This is a genomic window from Mycobacterium sp. NGS56 (assembly GCF_059812425.1).
The window spans coordinates 537702-557614 of the sequence record NZ_JCALCQ010000001.1 but is presented as its reverse complement, the minus strand read 5'-3'; the positions used below and the strand labels follow the sequence as shown (position 1 = coordinate 557614).

Here is a 19913-nt window from a genome sequence, read left to right as displayed (position 1 = left end):
CCTAGATTCTCGGACGTCGTCAATCGCGAGCCGCTTCCGCCGTGCCCGTTAGGCATCCGCTTACTACCTCATAGCGGTCTATCACAGCGCACGCCGCTCTCGGTCGTGCGAAAAAAGAACACCAAGCGTTGGTCGGCAGTAGGCTTCGCGCATGCCGTTGAAAGACGGTGAGGTTTTCGCCGGTTTTGTTATTCAGCGATTCCTCGGCGCTGGTGGAATGGGCGAGGTTTACCTAGTTCAGCATCCCCGGCTGCCCCGCCTCGAAGCGTTGAAGGTCTTGGCGCCCGCGCTGACGGCCAGCGCGGAGTACCGTCACCGGTTCAACCGCGAGGCCGAGTTGGCCTCGACCTTGTGGCATTCGAACATCGTCGGTATTCACGATCGCGGTGAATTCAACGGCCAATTGTGGATTTCGATGGATTATGTCGACGGCACCGACGCCGACCGGCTCGTCGAGGAGCATTATCCGACGGGCATGCCGATGCTCGAGGCGCTCGAGATCGTCACCGCTGTCGCGGACGCACTAGACGTCGCCCATCAGCGCGGCCTTCTGCACCGCGACGTCAAACCGGCCAACATCATGCTGGCAAAAGCGCAGGGGGCCCACCGGCGGATACTGTTGGCCGACTTCGGTATTGCCCGTCAAGCTGATGAGGTCAGCGGCTTCACGGGCGCGAATATGACGGTCGGCTCCGTCGGCTACGCGGCGCCCGAACAGCTGCTGGGCGAACCGATCGATGGGCGAAGCGATCAATACGGCTTGGCGGCCACGGCTTTTCGCCTATTGACCGGCACGATGCCATTTCGGGATTCCAACCCCGCTGTCGTGATCAGCAAGCAACTGACCACACCGGCTCCGGTGCTCTCCGAGCGCCGTCCTGATCTTGCGAACCTGGATCGCGTGCTGTCGGTCGCGCTGGCTAAAGACCCCGATAAGCGATACCCGCACTGCCTCGATTTCGCCGAGGCGTTGAGCCGAGCCAGCCGCCGACCTCACCCGCGTGGGAGCGCCGGACCCGCTGACGCCCTCCGGCCCATGAGCGCGTCGCCGGCCCCGGCTCCATCCGGGGCCCCGGCCGACGTGACCGAGGCCCTTAATCTTCCGGCGACGGGTTCGCGTGCGCGATCGGCCGTGGCAGCACCTACGGCGGCTGCCACCCAGCCGATGATCGTGCCGTCCACATCGAGTTCTCTCAGAGCCCCAACCCATCCGATCATGAGCGTCGGGATCTCGCCGCCTACCGCGGTCGTGCCCGAGCCACCCGACGCCACCGACCTCCTCAGTGATGCGCCGCTTATCGACGAAGCCCCCGAAGCGCCACTAGGTGATGTGCAAGACAGCGGCGGTCCCGCGGTGGCCCAGTCGGTCTCGGCCGACCGGGACACAGAACCGGGCAGTGCGCACGGGGCGGCGATCGACGTTCATGAGCAGCATTCGACTCCGCCAGGGGCACCTGCCGGGCGGCGTGGAAACCTGTTGAAACATCCCCAATGGGCCGAACCTTCCGCCGCTCGGGACGACTGGGACATCGTGCTGACAGCGTTGGGAAATCTAACCACTCCCCAGCAACACAAAGCACTGGTGGAGGAGATGACGGCGCTGCATCAGGCGGGGCAGTGGGATGCCGTCGTTGCCGCGGCGCGGGAGCTCGCTCGAATCGACGCGGACGACTGCGACCCGGGCGGCATCGTCTCCGATGCGCGGGCCAAGATCCGCGAAGCCGAACTCGCCGACCGGTATGCCCAGGCACTCGACCACCTAGATCACGAACAGTGGCAACAAGCCGCCGGACTGTTAGCCGCGATCGAGCAGGAGCAGCAGGGCTACCGTGCCGCCGCCGCGCTCCTCGAGACGGCGGAGCAGAAATTGCGCGACACAGCAGAAGTCACTCGAGTTGCCCAACGAGCTACCCCACCAGCGCGGCCAATACCTCAGACGACTACCACCACGTCGGCGAGAACGGCCACACCGCCGGATTTCGTGGCCGTCCGAAGACGCTGGCGAACGCGCCGCCGCTTTCTCGCCGCCGTTTCCATCGCGGTCTTTGGCCTGGCCCTCGTTGGCGGCCTGATCATTTGGGCCGGAATTCAAAGCTCGAAGTCGTCGAATAGGTCGACAGCGACCTCGACATCAACTTCCCCGGCAAAGACTTCGGCTCCCCGGGTGTTCGCGCAGGCGTCGGGCCCCAACGAGACGATCGGGGACTACATCAAGAGAAACAACGTCCAGGAGACGACCGTCACCCACGGCACACCCGGCGCGCCGAAGATCGACCTCCCAGTACCCGCGGGGTGGACGCGGATTCCCGAAGACGTTGAGGCCCCGTACGGCGGGATCGTCTTCAACACGCCGACCGATCCCAAGGACCCGCCCAAGATCATCGCGATGGTCGCGAAGTTGACGGGCTATGTCGATGCGGACAAACTGCTGGCCATCGCGCCCGGTGAGGTCAAGAACTTGCCAGGCTATAACGGGGGCGACGGTCGAAAGAGCACTCTGGCTGGCCATCCCGCGTGCCAAATTGCCGGCTCTTACACCAAGAACGGAGTCACGCGAATGGTTGCCCAGAAAACGGTGGTCATCCAGAGCAACGGTGCGGCCTATGTACTGCAGCTCAAAGCCGAGGGTCCGCAGGCCGACGCCACCGCGTTGAATGACGCGACCGGCGTGATCGACGACCAGACCACGATCACGTGAAACGCGGAAGAATTCCCCGTGTCCCGTTGACCCGAGCCCCAGCCATGACACCGGATTACTGCGCCCCCGTTTGACCAATGCATCCTCGTGACTGCGGGCGGCTCGTATGCTTTTGGTCAACCCCGCCAGGGGCTTCGGGCCGAGGAAAGCGTGCGCGATGAGGGTGTTTACCAGCTACTCCCGCCACGATCAAACAACACCCCGGCCCCGATACCGACGCCCCGGCCTTCTCATTGCGGCTACTGCGTTAAGCGCTGCTGCTGGAATATTGGTGGCGGGCGAGCCGGCAACCGCACCTGGCGGCACAGGGGGGACGAGCGCACCGTGGCCGTCGAGACTCTCGCTCATTGCGACCGGGTGGTGGACGCCGGATCCGACGGCACCCCCAGCGGCGCCTCCCCCGCCGGCACCCCCAGCGGCGGCGCCCCAAGTGGTGGCACCCCACAGGACGGCACCCCCGGCAGCGGTGCCGCCGCCGCCTGCACCTCCGGTGCTGAAGCTACGGCAGGACCACGCGGCGGCGGCGGCCTTTGTGTCGATTACCAATAACGCAGCCGAGCGTGCGGTGGCTTGCGTGTACAGATCCGTTGCGGTGGCGGGTACCGCCAAAGCAATCCACTGGAACGACTCAGTTGATTTCACCGTAACCGGCTCGCAGGAGACAAAGATCAAGTATCGCGGACCCGCGACAGGCTCGACCTTCCACGACACCGTGACGTGTGACAACGGTTTGTCCACCAGTACGGACAACGTTTGGTGAGTGATGTCTTCGCTACTGGGCTGATGCGGATCGCGGACAGTGATCCGAACGGCAGGTGCACGGGGTGCGGAACGCCCACGCCGCACGGCTCAGGACGGTCGGTCTAGTCTCCCTTGCCGCCGCCATTTCCCTTACCGTGTCCTTTGCCGGGCCCGTGCAATGCGGGGACCGGGGGCTGTTGCGGGGGCGGGGACGGGGGTGGCGCGGCGCTATTAACAGGGACCGGCGCCGGCGTGCTGGTGGTGGTCGCGGGTTCCCCGGGTGCGTGCGAGGACGACGCATCGAGCGCGAGGGCCAGCGGCACGAGGATCAGGACCGCCAAGACCGCCAGGATGCCCAGCACCTTTCTCCTGCGGCTGGTCGTCGAAGAGACCCGCGCCGGGAACGAAATATCCGTGGGCGAGCCGGCGACCGGCGCTTCCAGCAACTTGGTGGCCGGATAGGGCGGCGGCGCGACGCCCGGCATGGCTGCGGCCGCCGTACGACGGTGGTGCAGCCCGGCGCGCATATCCTCTGCACTGCCGAACCGCTGGCGCGGGTCGTGCGCCATCGCGCGTTCGATGAGCATGACCAGGGCGGAATCGACGTCGGGCCGCAGCCCGGCCAGCTGCGGCGGCCGTCCGTGCAGAATGGCACCGGCGAGCGCCGCCATGTTTTCCTGTGGGAACGGGCGATGCCCGGCAAGTGCTTCATAGCCCACGACCCCGACCGCATAAAGATCATCAGCGACACAGGCAGGTGCGCCGGCGAGGCGCTCGGGGCTCAGATAAGCAATGGTTCCCAAAATGTGGCCGGTCAGCGTGTTGGTGGCGTCCGGAGTCTTGGCGATCCCGAAGTCCGCAACCTTCATGGTTTCGCCCCCCGGGGCAAGCAGGATGTTCCCGGGCTTGATATCGCGATGCAGGATGGCGGCGCGATGTGCCGCCATCAGCGCTGCCAAGACGTCATCGAGCATGGCGTGCACCCGCTCCTGCGACAGCGGACCCCGGCGCACCTCGTCGGCCAGGGTCTCGCCGGGCAGCCGCTCCATCACGATGAACGGCCTGCCGTCGTGCTCGCCACTGTCGTAGACCGCAACGATATTCGGGTGGTTGAGTGCCGCGGCCGCGTGTGCTTCCGCCTCAAATCGGTTGCGCATGCCGCTCTGGGCGCTCACCGCCGGATGCAGCAGCTTGATCGCGACCTGTCGGCGCAGTCGGGTGTCCCAACCATCACAAACCTCGGCCATGCCACCACGACCCAGCCTGCCGCGCACCTCGTAGCGCCCGGCGAGCAACACGCGGGTCTCCATTCGCCCTGCCAAACTTCGTGCCACTGCGGTCACAATCGTGCCGTGGTTACCCGAACAGCAACGGCTCAAAACGCTCACGTGGCCCACGCAGGTACGGCGAGTGCACCTACGCCCAGGTTTGCTCCGCGCGGCGGTTTGCGGTGCACGGGAATTGGGGTATGCGGAGCGCGCAAGCGCATGCCCGTGGCGGTCTGGTCGGGAAGAACCCTTGGGCGCTTACGGATCCAATACATACATCACATATGTGGGAAGTCGCCTGATGAATGTTGCGTCGCTAAGCCAAGATCTGTACGGATTCGCCATTGAGTTGCGTCAATTGGCCTACAGCATGCCCGGCGGGCACGAAGACCCGTTGGTCCGACTGAGCGAGCGAATGATTCACTACGCCCAAGAAGAAGCCGACAACCAGTAACTCATCGCCGGATCGCGTCTGGGCTGCCGGCGGGGCGGCACCCGCTGGCCCAACCGAGTACCGCTGCGTCATCGCGCGCAGGAAAAATCGTCGCCGCAGGGTCGGCGATGGCGGCCGGTGCGTGGCGAGGACGAAGAACGCGGCCAAGGCCGATAGGTCCGGCCGCTCAACCTTGTCTTTCGGGACTGGCAGATCGGAACGTACCGGGACGGCTTGCATGCCCCAAGTGTGGCAGGCGCAGTAAGTTCGTCGTACCGTTGCGCGATCTGCCACCGCGAAGGAGCAAGCGAGTGACTGAAGATCCGCGCGGCGACGGTGTCTCCCGTCAATACGATCGATGGGAATATCCGCCCCCGGTAACCGATCTCGCGGCGTGGACGACGAACCACTGGGATTGGTTCGACCCTTACTGGGCCCACCGGATCTTGTGGCCCAACCGGGAATACCGACCAGACCTGGACATCCTGGTCGCGGGATGCGGCACCTTCCAAGCCGCGGTTCTGGCCTACATGAACCGCGGCGCCAAAGTCATCGCGATCGACGTCAGCCGGTCCGCGCTCGATCACCATCAACAGCTCAAAGACAAGCACCGCCTGGCCAACCTGGAACTGCATCTGCTTCCGATCGAAGGGGTGTCGGCGCTCTCGCGCGACTTCGACCTCATCGTTTCCAGCGGGGTCCTGCACCACATGGCCGACCCGCTGGCCGGCTTGACGGCGCTCGGCCAATGCCTGCGCCCGGACGGGGCACTGGGTGTCATGCTCTATGCGAAGTACGGCCGGATCGGCGTCGACATGCTCGAATCGGCGTTTCGCGACCTCGGGCTATCGCAGGACCCGGCGTCGGTGCAACTGGTCGTCCAGGCGATCGCGGCGCTACCGGCCGACCACCCGGTCCGCTCCTACCTGCAGGCTGCGAATGACCTGATGTCCGAGGGCGCGCTCGTGGACACCTTCTTGCATGCGCGCCAACGCAGCTACACCGTCGACGAATGCTTGGACTTGGTCAATGCGGCCGGACTGGCTTTCCAGGGCTGGGTGCGCAACGCGCCGTATTACCCGCACGACTTCGTCGCGCCGGCGAGCGAGTTCCAGACCCTCGTCAACCAGCTGCCCGCCACCAAACTGTGGTCGGTGATGGAGCGGCTGCAGCCGGCGAACGCCACCCACTTCTTCGTCGCCTGCCGCCCCGAACGCCCGAAACAGGATTATGCGATCGACTTCTCGGGGGCGGCTTGCCTTGACTATGTCCCGCTACTGCGCGCCGCCTGCCTGTTGTCCGGCGACACAATCCACTTGCCCGGGGCGACGCTGAAGCTCAACCCGGCGCAGCTGCCCTTCGTCCAGCACATCGACGGTCGTCGCACGATCGCAGAGATCGTCGACTGCGTGGTGCGGCGCGACGATCTCAGCCCCGACGACGGGGAGCGCGTGCGGCAATTCGGGGTGACCCTGTTCCGCTCGCTGTGGCGTCTCGACTTCGTGGCGATGGCGCTGAACACGACGCCCCCGCGGCAAAGCCACGCCCGATAGCGCTGCGCCACAACATCTTTGACACTCATGCGCGCCGCCGCCTACCGCCGTGTTCGGCCGCGGACCAATACTTTGGGCCAGGCGCCGACGGCGCCGCAGACCGCCACTCATACACTGACCCAGCATGGGCATGCTGTTCGGCCTCGCGCCGTGGATCGTGTATTGGGTACTCGTCGGTAACGTCCCGTTCGCCGCGGCCGTGCTGGTCGCGCTGGCGATCGCCGCCGCCAGCCTAGGCGTGGGCGGCGTGCTGGGCAGGAAGTGGCAGTTCTTTGATTTCGCTTCCGTGGCAGTGCTTTTGATTCTCGCCGTCCTGGCCTTTACGCTCAGCGATTCGTTCCTGGAGCGGTGGATCCTGCCGCTGAGCAACGCCGGGATCTTCCTGGTGACGCTGACCGGGGTGCTGGTCGGCAAGCCCTTCGTGGCCGAGTTCGCCGCAACCGAACAAGCCCCCGACGTCGTCAAAACCGAGTTGTTCGGCCGGATCGTCAAGATGCTCAGTTGGCTGTGGGTCGCGACGTTCGCCGGGATGACGGTGTCGTCGGTGATCCCCTCGATCGTGGAAGGCCCCGCCGGCCCGTCCGGGACCACCGCCGCCTTGATGCTGGACACCAAGACCCCGCTGTTGTTTCTCTGCTACTGGATCATTCCCTTTGGGCTGCTGGGACTGGCGGCGGTGACTTCCCGATTGCTGCCCGACCGGATGTTGGTCGGGATCGACGACGTCGCGCGGGAAACCTCGTTCGTTGCCTACGACGAAGCCACCATCGATGAGCTCTACTTCCTGGCTCAGGAACACGCCAATCGTGAGGTAGGCCCGGGCAAGGAGGCCTATGCAGTCAAGGTCGGCGGGATGGGAACCCCATTGACCGGCGACGAGTCGCGAAAGTCGTGGCCCTCGACCTACAAGGTGCGCGAAAAGCGGCGCTGAACCGCACGGCGGTTGGGCTACGTTGGTTCTCGGCGGAGCGCCCACGGACCTGCGGCAGCGCGCCGCATCCGGGTGGGGCACGGGAGCGGAGACAAGGAGTCGTGATGAACGGACCCGGCGCGGACGCCATCCGCGCAGAAACCATCACCATCACCGGCCACGGCGGCGACGACATCGAGGCATACCAAGCCGTGCCGCTCGCGCAGGGCTCCCGGGGTGGCGTGGTGTGGATCCACCACATGCCCGGCTACGACCGGGAAACCAAGGAGTTCGTCCGCCGGCTCGCCGTCAGCGGCTACAACGCCGTGGCGCCGAACCTGTATTCACGGGAGGCCCCGGGTGCCGCGCCCGATGACGCGGCCGCCGCGGCGCGGGCCGCGGGCGGGGTGCCCGACGAACGATTAGTGGGCGATGTCGCGGGCGCGATCGAACACCTGCGCACGTCGTCCGGCGCCAACGGCAAGTTCGGTGTCATCGGACACTGCTCGGGCGGACGGCACGCCTTCCTGGCGGCCTGCTCGCTGGCGTTCGATGCGGCCGTCGACTGTTACGGCGCCTTCATCGTCGAGGATCCCCCCGAGGGCATGCCCAAGGCCATGAAGCCGATCCTCGACCTCGCCCCTCATCTCAGCTGTCCGCTGCTGGGCCTGTTCGGGCTCGACGACCGGTTTCCGGCCCCCGCCGCGGTGGCCACCCTGGACACCGAGCTCAACAAGCTGAACAAGCCGCACGAGTTCCACTCCTACGAAGGCGCGGGTCATTCCTTCTTCTCGGTCGACCGGCCGGCGTACCGACCGGAGGCCGCGGTCGACGGCTGGCAGCGCATCGACGAATTCTTCGCCACCTACCTGAAGGGTTAGGCACCGCCCATGTGCACCTATCTCACCGAACATGTCCAGATCGACGGCAGCGGCAAGGGCGCGACGGGATGGTTTGGCGCCAACCGCGCGACGGTGTATGTGGATCATCCCGTCCATGCGCCCTACGGCCACACCGTCAACATCGACGTGATCAATCCGCAGCTCGGACCGTCGGCGCGGGTGGCCCTGGAATTGACCGAGGAGAGCGCGCTCGCCCTGGCCGACGCCATCCGCAGGGCCATCGGCCACGCACCGGCCGGACTGGCCTCCAAGGATCAGTAGGGCAGCGATGACCGCCGAAGCCGACTACCCGCAGATGGCCGCCGCGCGGGGCAGGATCGAACCCGCCCCGCGCCGCGTGCGTGGCTATCTCGGCGATGCGCTGGTCTTTGACACCACCGCCGCCAGGTACGTGTGGGAAGTCCCGTATTACCCGCAGTACTACATTCCGCTCGATGACGTCCGAACCGAGTACCTGCACGACGAAAACCATTCCCAGAAGGTTCAATTCGGCCCCTCACGGCTGTACTCCCTGGTGGGTTCCGGTCAGACGCACGAAGCCGCCGCGCGGGTATTCGACGCGGACGGCGACGGCCCGCTGGCCGGTACCGTGCGGTTCGAGTGGAATCCGTTGCGCTGGTTCGAAGAAGACGAGCCGATCTATGGTCACCCGCGCAACCCCTATTCGCGCGTCGACGCCCTGCGTTCGCACCGGCACGTCCGAGTCGAAGTCGACGGAATCACCTTGGCCGACACCACTTCTCCCGTATTACTATTTGAAACAGGTTTGCCGACAAGGTATTACATCGATCCGACGGATGTCGCCTTTGAACACCTGGAACCCAGCGCGACACAGACGTTGTGTCCCTACAAGGGAGTGACGTCAGGCTATTGGTCGGTGCGGGTGGGTCCCCCTGGTGCGCAAGTCTTGCGCGAGGACCTGGCGTGGACCTATCACTATCCGCTCCCGGCGGTCGGACAGATCGCGGGTCTCATCGCGTTTTACAACGAGAAGCTCGACATCGCCGTCGACGGGGTGAGGCTGACCCGGCCGCAGACGCAGTTCAGCTAGCCTCGGGACCGTGTGATCTATCCCTCGTCGCCCCCTCAAGCTGAGAATTTCTTACTTCCGTGTCGACAGCGCCCTCACGTGGGCTGTTAGCGGCACAACCGAAATCCGCCGGAAGGGCGTTTGCGTTACTTTCGCTACGGGTAAGCGACTGCGATACAGCGTGATTGGAAGTCTGAGCAGAACCTGAGTGCGCAAAGTGACGTAGCTAACGTCGAGCACTGTGAACTGCGGTGGGGCGATTTTCGGCCAGTAGACTACCGAAAACCAGTCTCGTGAGCGCCTTTCGGTGCTGAAAGCCGGTTTATCCGGAGGCCAACCGTCCCACACGTATCGGCGGCTTCGCCACTTGACGACTACAGCCGACAACCACAGCAAAGGCGGTGCCAGCGTGAACGATGTGAACGGCCCTACGGCCGCGCACGACGATCGAGACGGCCGAGTGTTCGAGCTCGACACCACCTCGGTGGTGCGGGTGCCGCTGCACAACGGTCCGATCAGCGATATCGACATCAGCCCGGACGGCCGCCGGCTGGTCGTAGCGAATTACGGCCGCGACCTGGTCTCGGTCGTCGACGCGAACACGTGTCGTGTCTCGAGCACCGTCACCGGGCTGGCCGAACCGTGCGCGGTCGCCATGAGCGGTGCGGACTCCCACTATGCCTATGTCAGCACCGCGACCGCGGGCTACGACGCCATCGAAGTCATCGACGTCGTCACGAATTGGCGCATCGCCACCCACCAGCTCGCGAACAGCGTGAGCGACTTCGCGGTGAGTCCGGACGGCAAGTACCTGTACGCGAGCCGGAATGCGGTTCGCGGCGCCGACGTGACGGTGCTGGACACCACCACCGGTGAGCTCGAGGTCATCGATCTGGCGACGGCGCCGGGCGCCACCACCGCGTGCGTGCGCATCAGCGCCGACGGACGGCGACTGTACGTCGGCATGAATGCCGCGACCGGCGGCAGTCTTGTCATCGTTGACGCCCGGACGCGGTCCGATAATCGCCGGGTCGGCGGGCGGTCGCGCATCGTGGGCGTCGTTGATATCGGCCTGCCCATCCGCGATATGGCGCTGAGCACCGACGGCGGCACGGCGTACGTGGCGAGTTGCGATCCGGTCGCGGGCGCGGTGCTCGACGTGGTCGACACCCGCGTCAACAAGATCGTCGGGACTCACAAGGTCCCGGAGGTCACCGGCCCGCTCACGCGGATGACGCTCAGTCGCGACGCCACGCGGGCCTACCTGGTCAGCGACGATCGCATCACGGTGTTGAGCACCCACCAGCAGGAGGTGGTCGGCGAGGTCAAGGTATCCAAGCACCCGTCTTGCGTGGTGGAGAGCCCCGACGGCCGCCATCTCTACGTCGCCGACTACTCCGGTGATCTCACCGCGGCGCAAATCGCCTCGACGGCACCAACGCTGACCTACGGCGGCGCGAGTGACCGGGATCCGACGGTCGCCGGTTGGCTGCCCGAGCTCCCGGAGTGGGACTCGGTCCTGGCCTAGCCGCCGCAGGAGGGCGCCCAGTGAATCGTGGGCGTTCAGTGTGAGTCTTGGGCGGCAAATGTCGGCGCGTCGTCACCCGACGTTCACACGCGAAGCCCAGGATGCACACTCGATGAACGTGCCGATCCCCAAAGTGGCCCCCGGCGGCGCCAAAGCCGCCCCGGCCGAACGGGATCCACGCAAATAACCACCAGTCTGCCCAGGTGCTGACACTCTCGCCGATTTCAGGCTTAGGGTGGAGGCGGCCGACGGCACATGTGGTGCTGCGCCGAGACTAAGGCGGTGGATTAGTGGACGGCACGATGCAGGACTTTCCGTTGACCATCACCGCGATCATGCGTCACGGTTGCACGGTGCACGGTGCACGGACCGTCACGACGGCCACCGAAGACGGCTTCCGGCGCATGACCTACCGAGAACTGGGCCAGCAGGCCGCACAACTGGCGAATGGCTTGCGCCGGCTCGGCGTCACGGGTGATCAGCGGGTAGGCACGTTCATGTGGAACAACGCCGAGCATCTCACCGCCTACCTTGCGTTGCCGTCGATGGGTGCCGTCCTGCATACCCTCAACATCCGGTTGTTCCCCGAGCAGATCGCCTTCGTCGCCAACGAGGCCGAAGACCAGGTGGTGCTCGTCGACGCCTCACTGGTCAAATTGCTCGCACCCGTGCTGCCCGAGCTCAAGACCGTGCACACCGTGATCGTGGTCGGTGACGACGCCGAGCCGCTGCAGGCATCGGGTAAGACCGTGCTGCGCTACGCCGACCTCCTCGACGGCGAGCCCACCGACTTCGACTGGCCACACATCGACGAGAACTCCGCGGCCGCGATGTGCTACACCAGTGGCACCACCGGTAACCCGAAAGGCGTTGTCTACAGCCACCGTTCGAGCTATCTCCACACCATGGCCGCGTGTACCACCAACGGTATCGGCGTCGGATCCAGCGACAGCGTGCTGCCAATCGTGCCGATGTTCCACGCCAATGCCTGGGGGCTGCCATACGCGGCGCTGATGGCCGGCGCGGACTTGGTGTTGCCCGATTGCCACCTCGATCCTCCGTCACTGGTCCGAATGATCGAGGACTTGAAGCCCACCGTGACCGGCGCGGTGCCGACCATCTGGAACGGCGTCCTGCATCACCTCGAGGACGACCCCGACCACGACATGTCCTCGCTGCGGTTGGTGGTCTGCGGCGGCTCGGCCGTCCCGATATCGCTGATGCGCACCTTCGAGGAAAAACACGACGTACAGATCCGGCAGCTGTGGGGTATGACGGAGACGTCGCCGCTGGCGACCATGGCGTGGCCCCCGCCGGGTACTCCTGAGGACCAGCACTGGGCATTCCGCGGGACGCAGGGCCAGCCGGTCTGCGGGGTCGAGATGCGCATTGTCGACGACGAGGGGCAGGTGCTGCCCAACGACGGCAACGCGGTGGGTGAGGTCGAGGTTCGCGGACCGTGGATCGCCGGCTCGTACTTCCTGGGCCGCGACGAATCGAAGTTCGACTCCGGCTGGTTACGGACCGGCGATGTGGGCCGCATCGACGAGCGAGGATTCGTCACCCTGACCGACCGCGCCAAGGACGTCATCAAATCCGGTGGGGAATGGATCTCCTCGGTCGAGTTGGAGAACCTCTTAATCGGCCACCCGGAGGTGATCGAGGCAGCGGTCGTCGGCGTTCCCGACGAGCGCTGGGAGGAACGTCCGCTGGCGGTCATCGTGCCCAAGCATTCGTCGGTGAGCGCCGAGGACCTGCGAAAATTCCTCGCGGACAAGGTGGTTCGGTGGTGGCTACCCGAACGGTGGACCTTCATCGACGAGATTCCGCGCACCAGCGTGGGCAAGTACGACAAGAAGGCCATCCGGGCGCGGTATGGCCAGCACGGCTACTGGGTGGTCGAAGCCCGGGACTGACCGAGGCAACTGGCGTGCAGAGCTGAGAGGCGTTATAGCAGTGGCTGATTCACTCGTGGTCGATCAATCCGTCATCACCCCGGTCGAGGTCCAGGACGCATTTCACCGGACGATGCCGATCCCGCTCCCTACGCTCTTTCACCGCCGGTACGGACCGTTCCCGCCGATCAGCGAGGTGCGCGAGCAGACCGGCGCCTGGGACGCGGCGGGCCAAACCCGCGTCGTGCACCTGGCTGGCGGTGCCAGCATGCGCGAGGAACTGACCAGCGTCGACCCGCCACGGTCCTTCGGCTACCGGCTCTCCGAAATCACCGGCCCGATGGCCTTGTTGGTCGACCACATCATCGGCGAATGGATCTTCGTCCCGGCCGAGGGCGGTACCGAGATCACCTGGCGCTGGGACATCCGCCCGCGCTCGGCCCTTTCGGGTTGGACGCTGCCGCTGCTGGGCAGGATGTGGAAGGGCTACGCGCGCCGGGCGCTGCGTGACCTGTCGGCCCTGCTGACGGCCTGACCCTCGACCGCTAGCGTAAAACGCCATGTGCCGCCTGTTTGGCCTGCACGCCGGGACGCACGCGTGCACCGCGACCTTCTGGCTGCTGGATGCGCCGGACAGCCTGGCCGAACAAAGTAGAAGAAATCCGGACGGCACCGGCCTGGGTGTCTTCGACGAGCACGGCCAACCGCACCTGTACAAGGAGCCGATAGCGGCCTGGCAGGACGCTGAATTCGCGACCGAGGCGCACCGGATGACCGGCACGACCGTGATCGCACACGTCCGCTACGCGACCACCGGATCGCTCGACATCCGCAACACCCATCCGTTCATGCAGGACGGGCGGATCTTCGCGCACAACGGCGTGCTCGAGGGATTGGACGTCATCGACGAGCGGCTTTGTGAGGTCGGCACCGACCATCTGGTGTTGGGCGACACCGACTCCGAGCGGGTCTTCGCGTTGATCACCGCCTCGATCCGGGCGCGCGACGGCGACATCACGGCCGGCCTCGTCGACGCCATGCGGTGGCTCGCCGAGCACGCTCCGATCTATGCGGTGAACGTGCTGCTGAGCACCGCCACAGACATGTGGGCGCTGCGATACCCGGAAACCCATCAGCTCTATATTTTGGATCGATCCGACGATGCGGCTTCGCGCGACCCCGAATTCGACTTGTGCACCAAGCGGATTCACGTCCGGTCTGAGCATCTGTGTGAGCGGCCCTCCGTGGTGTTCGCCACTGAGGTGATGGACGACGAGCCACGCTGGCGGCTGCTGCCGGCGGGTGAACTCTTCCATGTCGATGCAGATCTGCGAATCCACCGCAGCATGATCCTGCCAGACCCGCCCAAATATCTCCTGCGTCGCGAGGACCTGAGCTCGCCGGTGGAGGAGTCGCAGCACGCCCTGCCGAACACCCGGCAACTGGCCTGACACCGTTTGGCAGAGTTAACGAGTGTGACAACCAAACGCGCCCTGGTGCTGGCCGGTGGTGGGATAGCGGGAATCGCCTGGGAGACAGGTGTTCTGCGTGGCATCGCCGACAGGTCGCCGGAGGTGGCCCGGCTGTTGGCCGAGTCCGACGTGCTGGTCGGGACCTCGGCGGGCTCGGCCGTCGCCGCGCAGCTGAGCAGCGGGCACACCCTGGACGAGCTGTTCGACCGGCAAGTCGCCGAGTCGTCGGCCGAGATCGATTCCGGGGTCGACGTCGAGACCATCACCGAACTGTTCCTGACTGCCCTGGCTGAGCCGTATGAAAAGACGCTGGACAAGACGCGCCAGCAGATACAGCGCATCGGTGCCGTGGCCCTTGCCACCAAGACCGTTCCCGCACCGGTGCGCCGCGACGTCATCGCGCGTCGCTTGCCGTCGCACCACTGGCCGGAACGGGACTTGCGGCTCACCGCGATCGACGTTCAAACCGGCGAACTGACCGTGTTCGACCGCGACTCCGGCGTCGACCTGGTAGATGCCGTCGCGGCCAGCTGCGCTGTGCCCGGGGCCTGGCCGCCGGTGACGATCGCGGGCCGCCACTACATGGACGGCGGGATCGCCAGCTCGGTCAACCTCGCGGTGGCCGCCGACTGCGCGACCGCGGTGGTGCTGGTGCCCTCAGGTGTCGATGCGCCGTCGCCGTTCGGTGCCGGGCCGGCCGCCGAGGTCTCCGCGTTTCCGGGCGCGGCGTTCGCCGTCTTCGCCGATGCCGATTCGCTGGCCGCCTTCGGTTCCAACCCGTTGAACCCCGGCTGTCGCATCCCGTCGGCCCTGGCGGGACGCGAGCAGGGCCGCCGCGAAGCCGCGGCCATCGCACGCTTCCTGGGACTGCGATAGTGCTTGGCGCCCAAGCGAATTCAGCGAGACTCAGCGCTCGATCGCCGGCGGGACATCGTGGTCATCCTCGACGTCCAGGGCGTCCAGCGCCTCGTCCGCCAACGCGCGCCCGGCCGCAATCACCTCCACCGCCCGGTGGAATTCCAGGGCCCGGCAGGTCGACCGCGGCACCTCGATATGCAGGTCGGGCGGGTACACGGCCAGCGTGTGGCGCGCCAGCGCTGCCTGGGCGATGTCGATGGTCCGGTTCATCACCTCGAAGCTGCCAACTTTCGGCACGTCGGCTCCCACAGCGGGTAGTTCGGCGGCGTCGTCAACGGCTTCGGGCTGCTCGTCTTCTGGGTTGTCCGACCAGCTGTCCGCGTCGCCGGGTGGCCCGCCCAGTCTGCTCAGCACCGCCCGCGCTGTCGGCCGATCGAGCAGCGAACGGGCCGCGGCTGTGTCGAGCAGCGCGGAGGTGCTGCGCACCATGCGGGTCAACCACTCGACGGTCGCCCCCGGCTCCGGTTCGCGGTTGGTGATCGCCTCGCTGCCGGACAGGCTCACCGCGATGGTCAGGTCGGCGTTGACCGCGGCCAGGGGCGCCATCGGCAACGGATCCAGGATGCCGCCGTCGGCGAGCAGCCGCCCGTCGACCGCGTGCGGGGCGATCACGCCGGGGATCGCGATCGACGCCCGGATCGCCTCGTCGAGGGGGCCGCGCTGAAACCACACCGACTTGCCCGCCAGCAGGTCGGTCGCGACCGCGGTGTAGGGGATGGGCAGGTCCTCGATCGCCACCGGGCCCAGGATGTCGCGCACCGCGTCCAAAATTTTGCCGGCCCGCATCACACCGGCCGCGCTGATGGACGGGTCCAGCAGCCGCAAAATGGTGCGCTGGGTCAGTGACTTCGCCCACTCAGCGAACTCGTCGAGCCGCCCCGCCGCTTGCAACCCGCCGACCAGCGCGCCCATCGATGAACCGGAGATGCCGACGATGTCGTAGCCGCGCGACGCCAAAGCTTCTATCACCCCGATATGGGCGTAGCCGCGGGCGCCGCCGCTGCCGAGTGCGATCGCCACCCGCGTCGATTCTGATCGACGCGGAATCTCGTCAGGCACCCCTCTATTTTGCGCGAAGGAGTCCCCTCAGCGGGCGGCTCGGGCACTTTTTTCAGCCGTGATCGCAATTGCGCGGCGGCGCAATTCCGGGGTGGCGGCGCTAGCCGCATTCGTCGTTGGCGGCCGCCCGCGCGGCGACGATCACGGCGGCCTGCCGGGCCGGTGTCAGCGTCGACCAGGGGGCATTCCAGCTGCCCGCGGTTCCCGACGGCGACGCCTGCAGCATCGACAGATACGGCTCGAACAGGGACGCACTGGCCTTGGGTTGCGCCTCCATCCACTCGTGCGCGGCGTGACAGGCCTGGTAGTACTCCTCTTCGGTCGAATCCGCGGGCACGTCGACCCTGGTCGTCACGCCGGCGGGGGACAGCCCGACCGACCCCGGCGGCGCCGGCCCCGGGGCGTTGCGAATGCCGGATTGCCGTGCCGACGGAGACGACAGGGAAGCGCTGTGACCGCCGTGCGAGCACCCAATGACCGTCAGCACGACGGCCGCGGCAACAACCGCGCGCCATCGCCGGCACCGGTCACCGTTGACGCGCACGGTTTCAATGTATGCAACACTGGCGGCCGTGATGGAGCGCTTCGGATTTTACGAGTGTTGTCGGCCGTAACACGCCGCCGCTCGTCCCATCCGTTTTCGCTTGAAAGTTCCCACCGTGACTTTGCCCCTTGCCGGGCTCGCGCCCGTCGCCACCGCGGCTGCCCCTCGCCCGCGAACCCCCTCCGCCCCGTCCTCCGGTCCCACCCGGTTGCGAGTGCCCGATTTGCTCTATGCCACCGACCAGGCGGCCGACGACGTGCTCAGCGGGCGCCGCGACCACCTGCTGCCCGACGGCGGCATACCCGAGTCGCGGCGCTGGTTCACCCGCATCCACGGCGACGAGGAACTCGACGTCTGGCTGATCAGCTGGGTGCCCGGCCAGCCCACCGAACTGCACGACCACGGCGGGTCGCTGGGCGCATTGACGGTCATTTCCGGATCGCTGAACGAGTACCGCTGGGATGGTAAGGCGTTGCGACGCCGCCGACTCGACGCGGGCGATCAGGCCGGATTCCCGTTGGGCTGGGTGCATGACGTCGTCTGGGCACCGCGGCCGGTCACGGTGCCCGTTTCCCGGCCCGTCTCGGGAGCGCCCAGCGTCGGCGCCGCGCCGGTGCAGCCGACCCTGAGCGTGCACGCCTACTCGCCGCCCCTTTCCGCGATGTCCTACTACGGGATAACCGAGCGCAAGACGTTGCGCCGCGAACGCACCGAACTGACCGACCAGCCCGAAGGATCGTGATGAGCCGCATCGACGTCGTCTTGAGATCCGCCCGGCGCCGGTATCGCCGCCTGCCCGCCGTCGAAGTGCCCGACGCGCTGCGGCGCGGTGCGGTGTTGGTCGATATCCGGCCGCAGGCCCAGCGCCTTCGGGAGGGTGAGGTGCCCGGGGCGCTGGTGATCGAACGCAATGTGCTGGAGTGGCGCTGCGATCCCACCAGCGAGGCCAGGCTGCCAGAGGCCGTCGGCGATGACGTCGAATGGGTGATCCTGTGTTCGGAGGGCTACACGTCCAGCCTGGCGGCGGCCGCGCTGTTGGACATCGGCCTGCACCGCGCCACCGACGTCATCGGCGGCTATCACGCCCTGGCCGGCGCCGGCGTGCTGAGCGAGCTGGCCGGGGGCCGGGTCGATCCGGCGTTCGCGGACACCGGCGGCGCCGCCACCCACTGATCTAGGCCATGTCGCCGGAGTGCAGCAGCGGACGCAACTTCGCCGTCTTGTCGGGCGTCCAGCCGGGCGGAGGCAGCACGGCCGCCCAGCCGTCGGCGACGTTGGCGACGTAGCGGTGGCCATGGCCGTCGGGCACGTCCACCGCCACGGCCATGTCGGCCGAAACCTGCAGGAAGGTGACGACCGGAATCCAACGCGTCTGGCGCAGCACGTCATAGCCGCGCGGTTCGCTCAGCCAGTCGGGCTTGCTGAACAACAGGTCCGGCGTCCACCACGCGATCGGATCCGAAGCGTGCTGTAGATAGACCACCCGCGGGTGATCCCACGGCGCGTTGGGGCGCGTCAAATCCTTTGCGCGCGCGACGAATCGGACATACCGACCGTCCTGGTAGATCGGTAACCACTCCGGCGACCCGCTGTCACGGGTCGACGTCAGGTCGGTCCAGATGGTGTTTTTGAAGGTCGGGCCGCTGAACAACGCCCCGTCGGTGCGCGCCAGCACATTGTTCAAACTCAAGAACGGCGCTTCGCCCCCGAACGATCCGAGGCTCTCCCCGAACACGACGAGCTTGGGCCGCTGCGCCTCGGGCATCTGGCGGATCAGCTTGTCGACGGCCTCGAAGAGCGCCTGTCCGGCGTGCCGGGCGTTCTCCTTGTCCACCAGGAACGACAGCCAGCTCGGCAGGAACGAATACTGCATGCTCACGATCGCGGTGTTGCCGTTGTACATGTACTCCAGCGCCGAGGCTTCCGCCTCGTTGATCCAGCCGGTGCCGGTGGTGGTGCCCACCGCGACGACGGCGCGCTGCAACCCGCCGGTGCGCTGCAGTTCCCGGGCCGCCAGCTCCGCGGCCGCCGTGATGCCCTTCGACGAGTCCAGCCCGGCGTAGGCCCGGATCGGCTCGATGGCCGGGGCACCGTTGAACGAGGCGAGTTGCTCCAGGGTCGGACCGCCCTCGACGAAGATGCGCCCTTGGTGGCCAAGGGATTCCCACGACACCAGCGACTCGGGGCCACCGGAGCGCAGCGGGGTCTTCGGCGCCGCGCTATCGGGGCTCATCTCGTTGTTGGCCGAGGCGAAGGTGTCGTTCATGGTGCGCATGGCGAACTTGAGCACGACACCGTTGAGGACGGCGACGGTCATGACCACAAGCGTGACCACCACGATGGTTGCCGAAAGCCGGAACGGGACGAACCGGTCCACCTGACCGACCAGGAAGCGGACCAGCCAGCGGATGAATTGGCCGGTTTCGACCACGGTGAACAGCACCACCAGCGACAAGACCCCCGACAGCGGATAGTCATACCAATTCAAATGTGCGACGCCCATCAGGTCGCGCACGTCGTCTTGCCACACGTGGAACCAGATCGCCATGAGCACCTGTCCGACCACGGCGATCGGGATCAGCACCTTCCATGCCCAGCGTGGCGGGGGCGGGCTGTGATCCTTTTCGCGCATGAACCGCACCAGCCAGACCGAAAAGACGCCCAGCCCATAGCCGATGGCGCCGGAGAGCCCGCTGACCAACCCCTGGAACGATGGGCCGCGCGGCAGCAGCGAGGGAGTCAGCGAAAGCCAGATGAAGATAAGGCCGACCGTGGTTCCGGTGAACGTGTAATGCCGTACCCACCAAGGCTTTTCGGTCCAGGGCAGGGTGGGACCCACGCGGCCGGTCCGTGGTGCGGTTGCCGGTTGCGGCGAACCGCCCGACTCGGCCTCCTCGACGCCCCCCGCCGGAGGTTGATCCGTCTCGGTGGGTGTCGCGGAAATCGGTTCGCTCATGCAAGC

19 protein-coding genes are annotated in these 19913 nt (G+C 66.5%); 15 read left to right on the top strand and 4 right to left on the bottom strand.

Annotated features, from left to right (window positions below):
* The first annotated feature begins 151 nt into the window (after window positions 1-151).
* Together lpqN and AC5Y4F_RS02590 are read left to right on the top strand one after the other, a co-directional pair.
* The gene (lpqN, locus tag AC5Y4F_RS02595; RefSeq protein WP_067934989.1) at window positions 152-2698 is read left to right on the top strand and encodes an envelope biogenesis lipoprotein LpqN; all 2547 of its coding nucleotides are present in this window, start codon (window positions 152-154) and stop codon (window positions 2696-2698) included.
* A gap of 324 nt (window positions 2699-3022) precedes the next feature.
* A complete protein-coding gene (locus AC5Y4F_RS02590; RefSeq protein ID WP_156750067.1) occupies window positions 3023-3247 on the top strand; it encodes a hypothetical protein in 225 nt (74 codons plus the stop codon).
* Window positions 3248-3561: 314 nt separating this feature from the next.
* Here the strand turns inward: AC5Y4F_RS02590 and AC5Y4F_RS02585 are convergent, their stop codons facing one another.
* Window positions 3562-4749 (bottom strand): serine/threonine-protein kinase, encoded by a 1188-nt coding sequence (locus AC5Y4F_RS02585; RefSeq protein ID WP_499994991.1) that lies wholly within the window; start codon window positions 4747-4749, stop codon window positions 3562-3564.
* Between the two features lie 259 nt (window positions 4750-5008).
* Between AC5Y4F_RS02585 and AC5Y4F_RS02580 the strand changes: the two genes are divergently transcribed.
* The 11 genes from AC5Y4F_RS02580 to AC5Y4F_RS02530 all read left to right on the top strand — a co-directional run bounded on the left by AC5Y4F_RS02580 (window position 5009) and on the right by AC5Y4F_RS02530 (window position 15306).
* The gene (locus AC5Y4F_RS02580; RefSeq protein WP_197520574.1) at window positions 5009-5161 is read left to right on the top strand and encodes a hypothetical protein; all 153 of its coding nucleotides are present in this window, start codon (window positions 5009-5011) and stop codon (window positions 5159-5161) included.
* A 290-nt stretch (window positions 5162-5451) separates the two neighbouring features.
* The gene (locus tag AC5Y4F_RS02575) at window positions 5452-6693 is read left to right on the top strand and encodes a methyltransferase (RefSeq protein WP_067934992.1); all 1242 of its coding nucleotides are present in this window, start codon (window positions 5452-5454) and stop codon (window positions 6691-6693) included.
* 124 nt (window positions 6694-6817) lie between these two features.
* Window positions 6818-7624 carry a hypothetical protein gene (locus tag AC5Y4F_RS02570; protein WP_067934994.1) on the top strand — a complete coding sequence of 269 codons (807 nt, stop codon included), beginning with the start codon at window positions 6818-6820 and terminating at the stop codon, window positions 7622-7624.
* Window positions 7625-7728: 104 nt separating this feature from the next.
* The gene (locus AC5Y4F_RS02565) at window positions 7729-8484 is read left to right on the top strand and encodes a dienelactone hydrolase family protein (RefSeq protein ID WP_067934996.1); all 756 of its coding nucleotides are present in this window, start codon (window positions 7729-7731) and stop codon (window positions 8482-8484) included.
* Between the two features lie 9 nt (window positions 8485-8493).
* Window positions 8494-8766: a DUF6295 family protein gene (locus AC5Y4F_RS02560; protein WP_067934997.1), complete on the top strand. Its 273-nt coding sequence runs from the start codon at window positions 8494-8496 to the stop codon at window positions 8764-8766.
* Window positions 8767-8773: 7 nt separating this feature from the next.
* Window positions 8774-9556, top strand: a complete 783-nt coding sequence (locus tag AC5Y4F_RS02555; protein WP_499994983.1) for a DUF427 domain-containing protein — start codon at window positions 8774-8776, stop codon at window positions 9554-9556.
* A gap of 388 nt (window positions 9557-9944) precedes the next feature.
* Entirely contained in the window at window positions 9945-11063 is a 1119-nt protein-coding gene (locus AC5Y4F_RS02550; RefSeq protein WP_499994981.1) for a WD40 repeat domain-containing protein, read from the top strand.
* A gap of 290 nt (window positions 11064-11353) precedes the next feature.
* Window positions 11354-12979, top strand: a complete 1626-nt coding sequence (locus tag AC5Y4F_RS02545; RefSeq protein WP_499994979.1) for a long-chain fatty acid--CoA ligase — start codon at window positions 11354-11356, stop codon at window positions 12977-12979.
* A gap of 40 nt (window positions 12980-13019) precedes the next feature.
* Window positions 13020-13493 (top strand): SRPBCC family protein, encoded by a 474-nt coding sequence (locus tag AC5Y4F_RS02540; protein WP_067935004.1) that lies wholly within the window; start codon window positions 13020-13022, stop codon window positions 13491-13493.
* 25 nt (window positions 13494-13518) lie between these two features.
* Window positions 13519-14409: a class II glutamine amidotransferase gene (locus AC5Y4F_RS02535; RefSeq protein ID WP_499994978.1), complete on the top strand. Its 891-nt coding sequence runs from the start codon at window positions 13519-13521 to the stop codon at window positions 14407-14409.
* A 24-nt stretch (window positions 14410-14433) separates the two neighbouring features.
* On the top strand, window positions 14434-15306 hold the full coding sequence (locus AC5Y4F_RS02530; protein WP_499994976.1) for a patatin-like phospholipase family protein: 873 nt from the start codon (window positions 14434-14436) through the stop codon (window positions 15304-15306).
* Window positions 15307-15336: 30 nt separating this feature from the next.
* Here the strand turns inward: AC5Y4F_RS02530 and AC5Y4F_RS02525 are convergent, their stop codons facing one another.
* Together AC5Y4F_RS02525 and AC5Y4F_RS02520 are read right to left on the bottom strand one after the other, a co-directional pair.
* Window positions 15337-16407 (bottom strand): patatin-like phospholipase family protein, encoded by a 1071-nt coding sequence (locus tag AC5Y4F_RS02525; protein ID WP_197520576.1) that lies wholly within the window; start codon window positions 16405-16407, stop codon window positions 15337-15339.
* A 100-nt stretch (window positions 16408-16507) separates the two neighbouring features.
* The gene (locus tag AC5Y4F_RS02520) at window positions 16508-16951 is read right to left on the bottom strand and encodes a lipoprotein LpqV (protein WP_499994975.1); all 444 of its coding nucleotides are present in this window, start codon (window positions 16949-16951) and stop codon (window positions 16508-16510) included.
* Between the two features lie 121 nt (window positions 16952-17072).
* Here AC5Y4F_RS02520 and AC5Y4F_RS02515 point away from each other — a divergent pair, with 121 nt between their 5' ends.
* Both AC5Y4F_RS02515 and AC5Y4F_RS02510 read left to right on the top strand, forming a co-directional pair.
* Complete coding sequence (locus tag AC5Y4F_RS02515) at window positions 17073-17693, top strand: cysteine dioxygenase (RefSeq protein ID WP_499995755.1); 621 nt, start codon at window positions 17073-17075, stop codon at window positions 17691-17693.
* Window positions 17693-18124 carry a rhodanese-like domain-containing protein gene (locus AC5Y4F_RS02510; protein ID WP_067935013.1) on the top strand — a complete coding sequence of 144 codons (432 nt, stop codon included), beginning with the start codon at window positions 17693-17695 and terminating at the stop codon, window positions 18122-18124. The genes AC5Y4F_RS02515 and AC5Y4F_RS02510 overlap by 1 nt, the downstream gene beginning before the upstream one ends.
* 1 nt (window position 18125) lies before the next feature.
* Here AC5Y4F_RS02510 and AC5Y4F_RS02505 read toward each other — a convergent pair whose 3' ends face one another.
* Window positions 18126-19907 carry an alpha/beta hydrolase gene (locus tag AC5Y4F_RS02505; protein WP_067935014.1) on the bottom strand — a complete coding sequence of 594 codons (1782 nt, stop codon included), beginning with the start codon at window positions 19905-19907 and terminating at the stop codon, window positions 18126-18128.
* Between the last annotated feature and the right edge of the window lie 6 nt (window positions 19908-19913).

Bases quoted from the DNA above. Each gene is read 5' to 3' on its own strand.
- lpqN (WP_067934989.1), top strand. From the start codon at position 152: ATGCCGTTGAAAGACGGTGAGGTTTTCGCCGGTTTTGTTATTCAGCGA.
- AC5Y4F_RS02585 (WP_499994991.1), bottom strand. From the start codon at position 4,749: ATGGAGACCCGCGTGTTGCTCGCCGGGCGCTACGAGGTGCGCGGCAGG.
- AC5Y4F_RS02580 (WP_197520574.1), top strand. From the start codon at position 5,009: ATGAATGTTGCGTCGCTAAGCCAAGATCTGTACGGATTCGCCATTGAG.
- AC5Y4F_RS02570 (WP_067934994.1), top strand. From the start codon at position 6,818: ATGGGCATGCTGTTCGGCCTCGCGCCGTGGATCGTGTATTGGGTACTC.
- AC5Y4F_RS02565 (WP_067934996.1), top strand. From the start codon at position 7,729: ATGAACGGACCCGGCGCGGACGCCATCCGCGCAGAAACCATCACCATC.
- AC5Y4F_RS02560 (WP_067934997.1), top strand. From the start codon at position 8,494: ATGTGCACCTATCTCACCGAACATGTCCAGATCGACGGCAGCGGCAAG.
- AC5Y4F_RS02555 (WP_499994983.1), top strand. From the start codon at position 8,774: ATGACCGCCGAAGCCGACTACCCGCAGATGGCCGCCGCGCGGGGCAGG.
- AC5Y4F_RS02535 (WP_499994978.1), top strand. From the start codon at position 13,519: ATGTGCCGCCTGTTTGGCCTGCACGCCGGGACGCACGCGTGCACCGCG.
- AC5Y4F_RS02510 (WP_067935013.1), top strand. From the start codon at position 17,693: ATGAGCCGCATCGACGTCGTCTTGAGATCCGCCCGGCGCCGGTATCGC.
- AC5Y4F_RS02505 (WP_067935014.1), bottom strand. From the start codon at position 19,907: ATGAGCGAACCGATTTCCGCGACACCCACCGAGACGGATCAACCTCCG.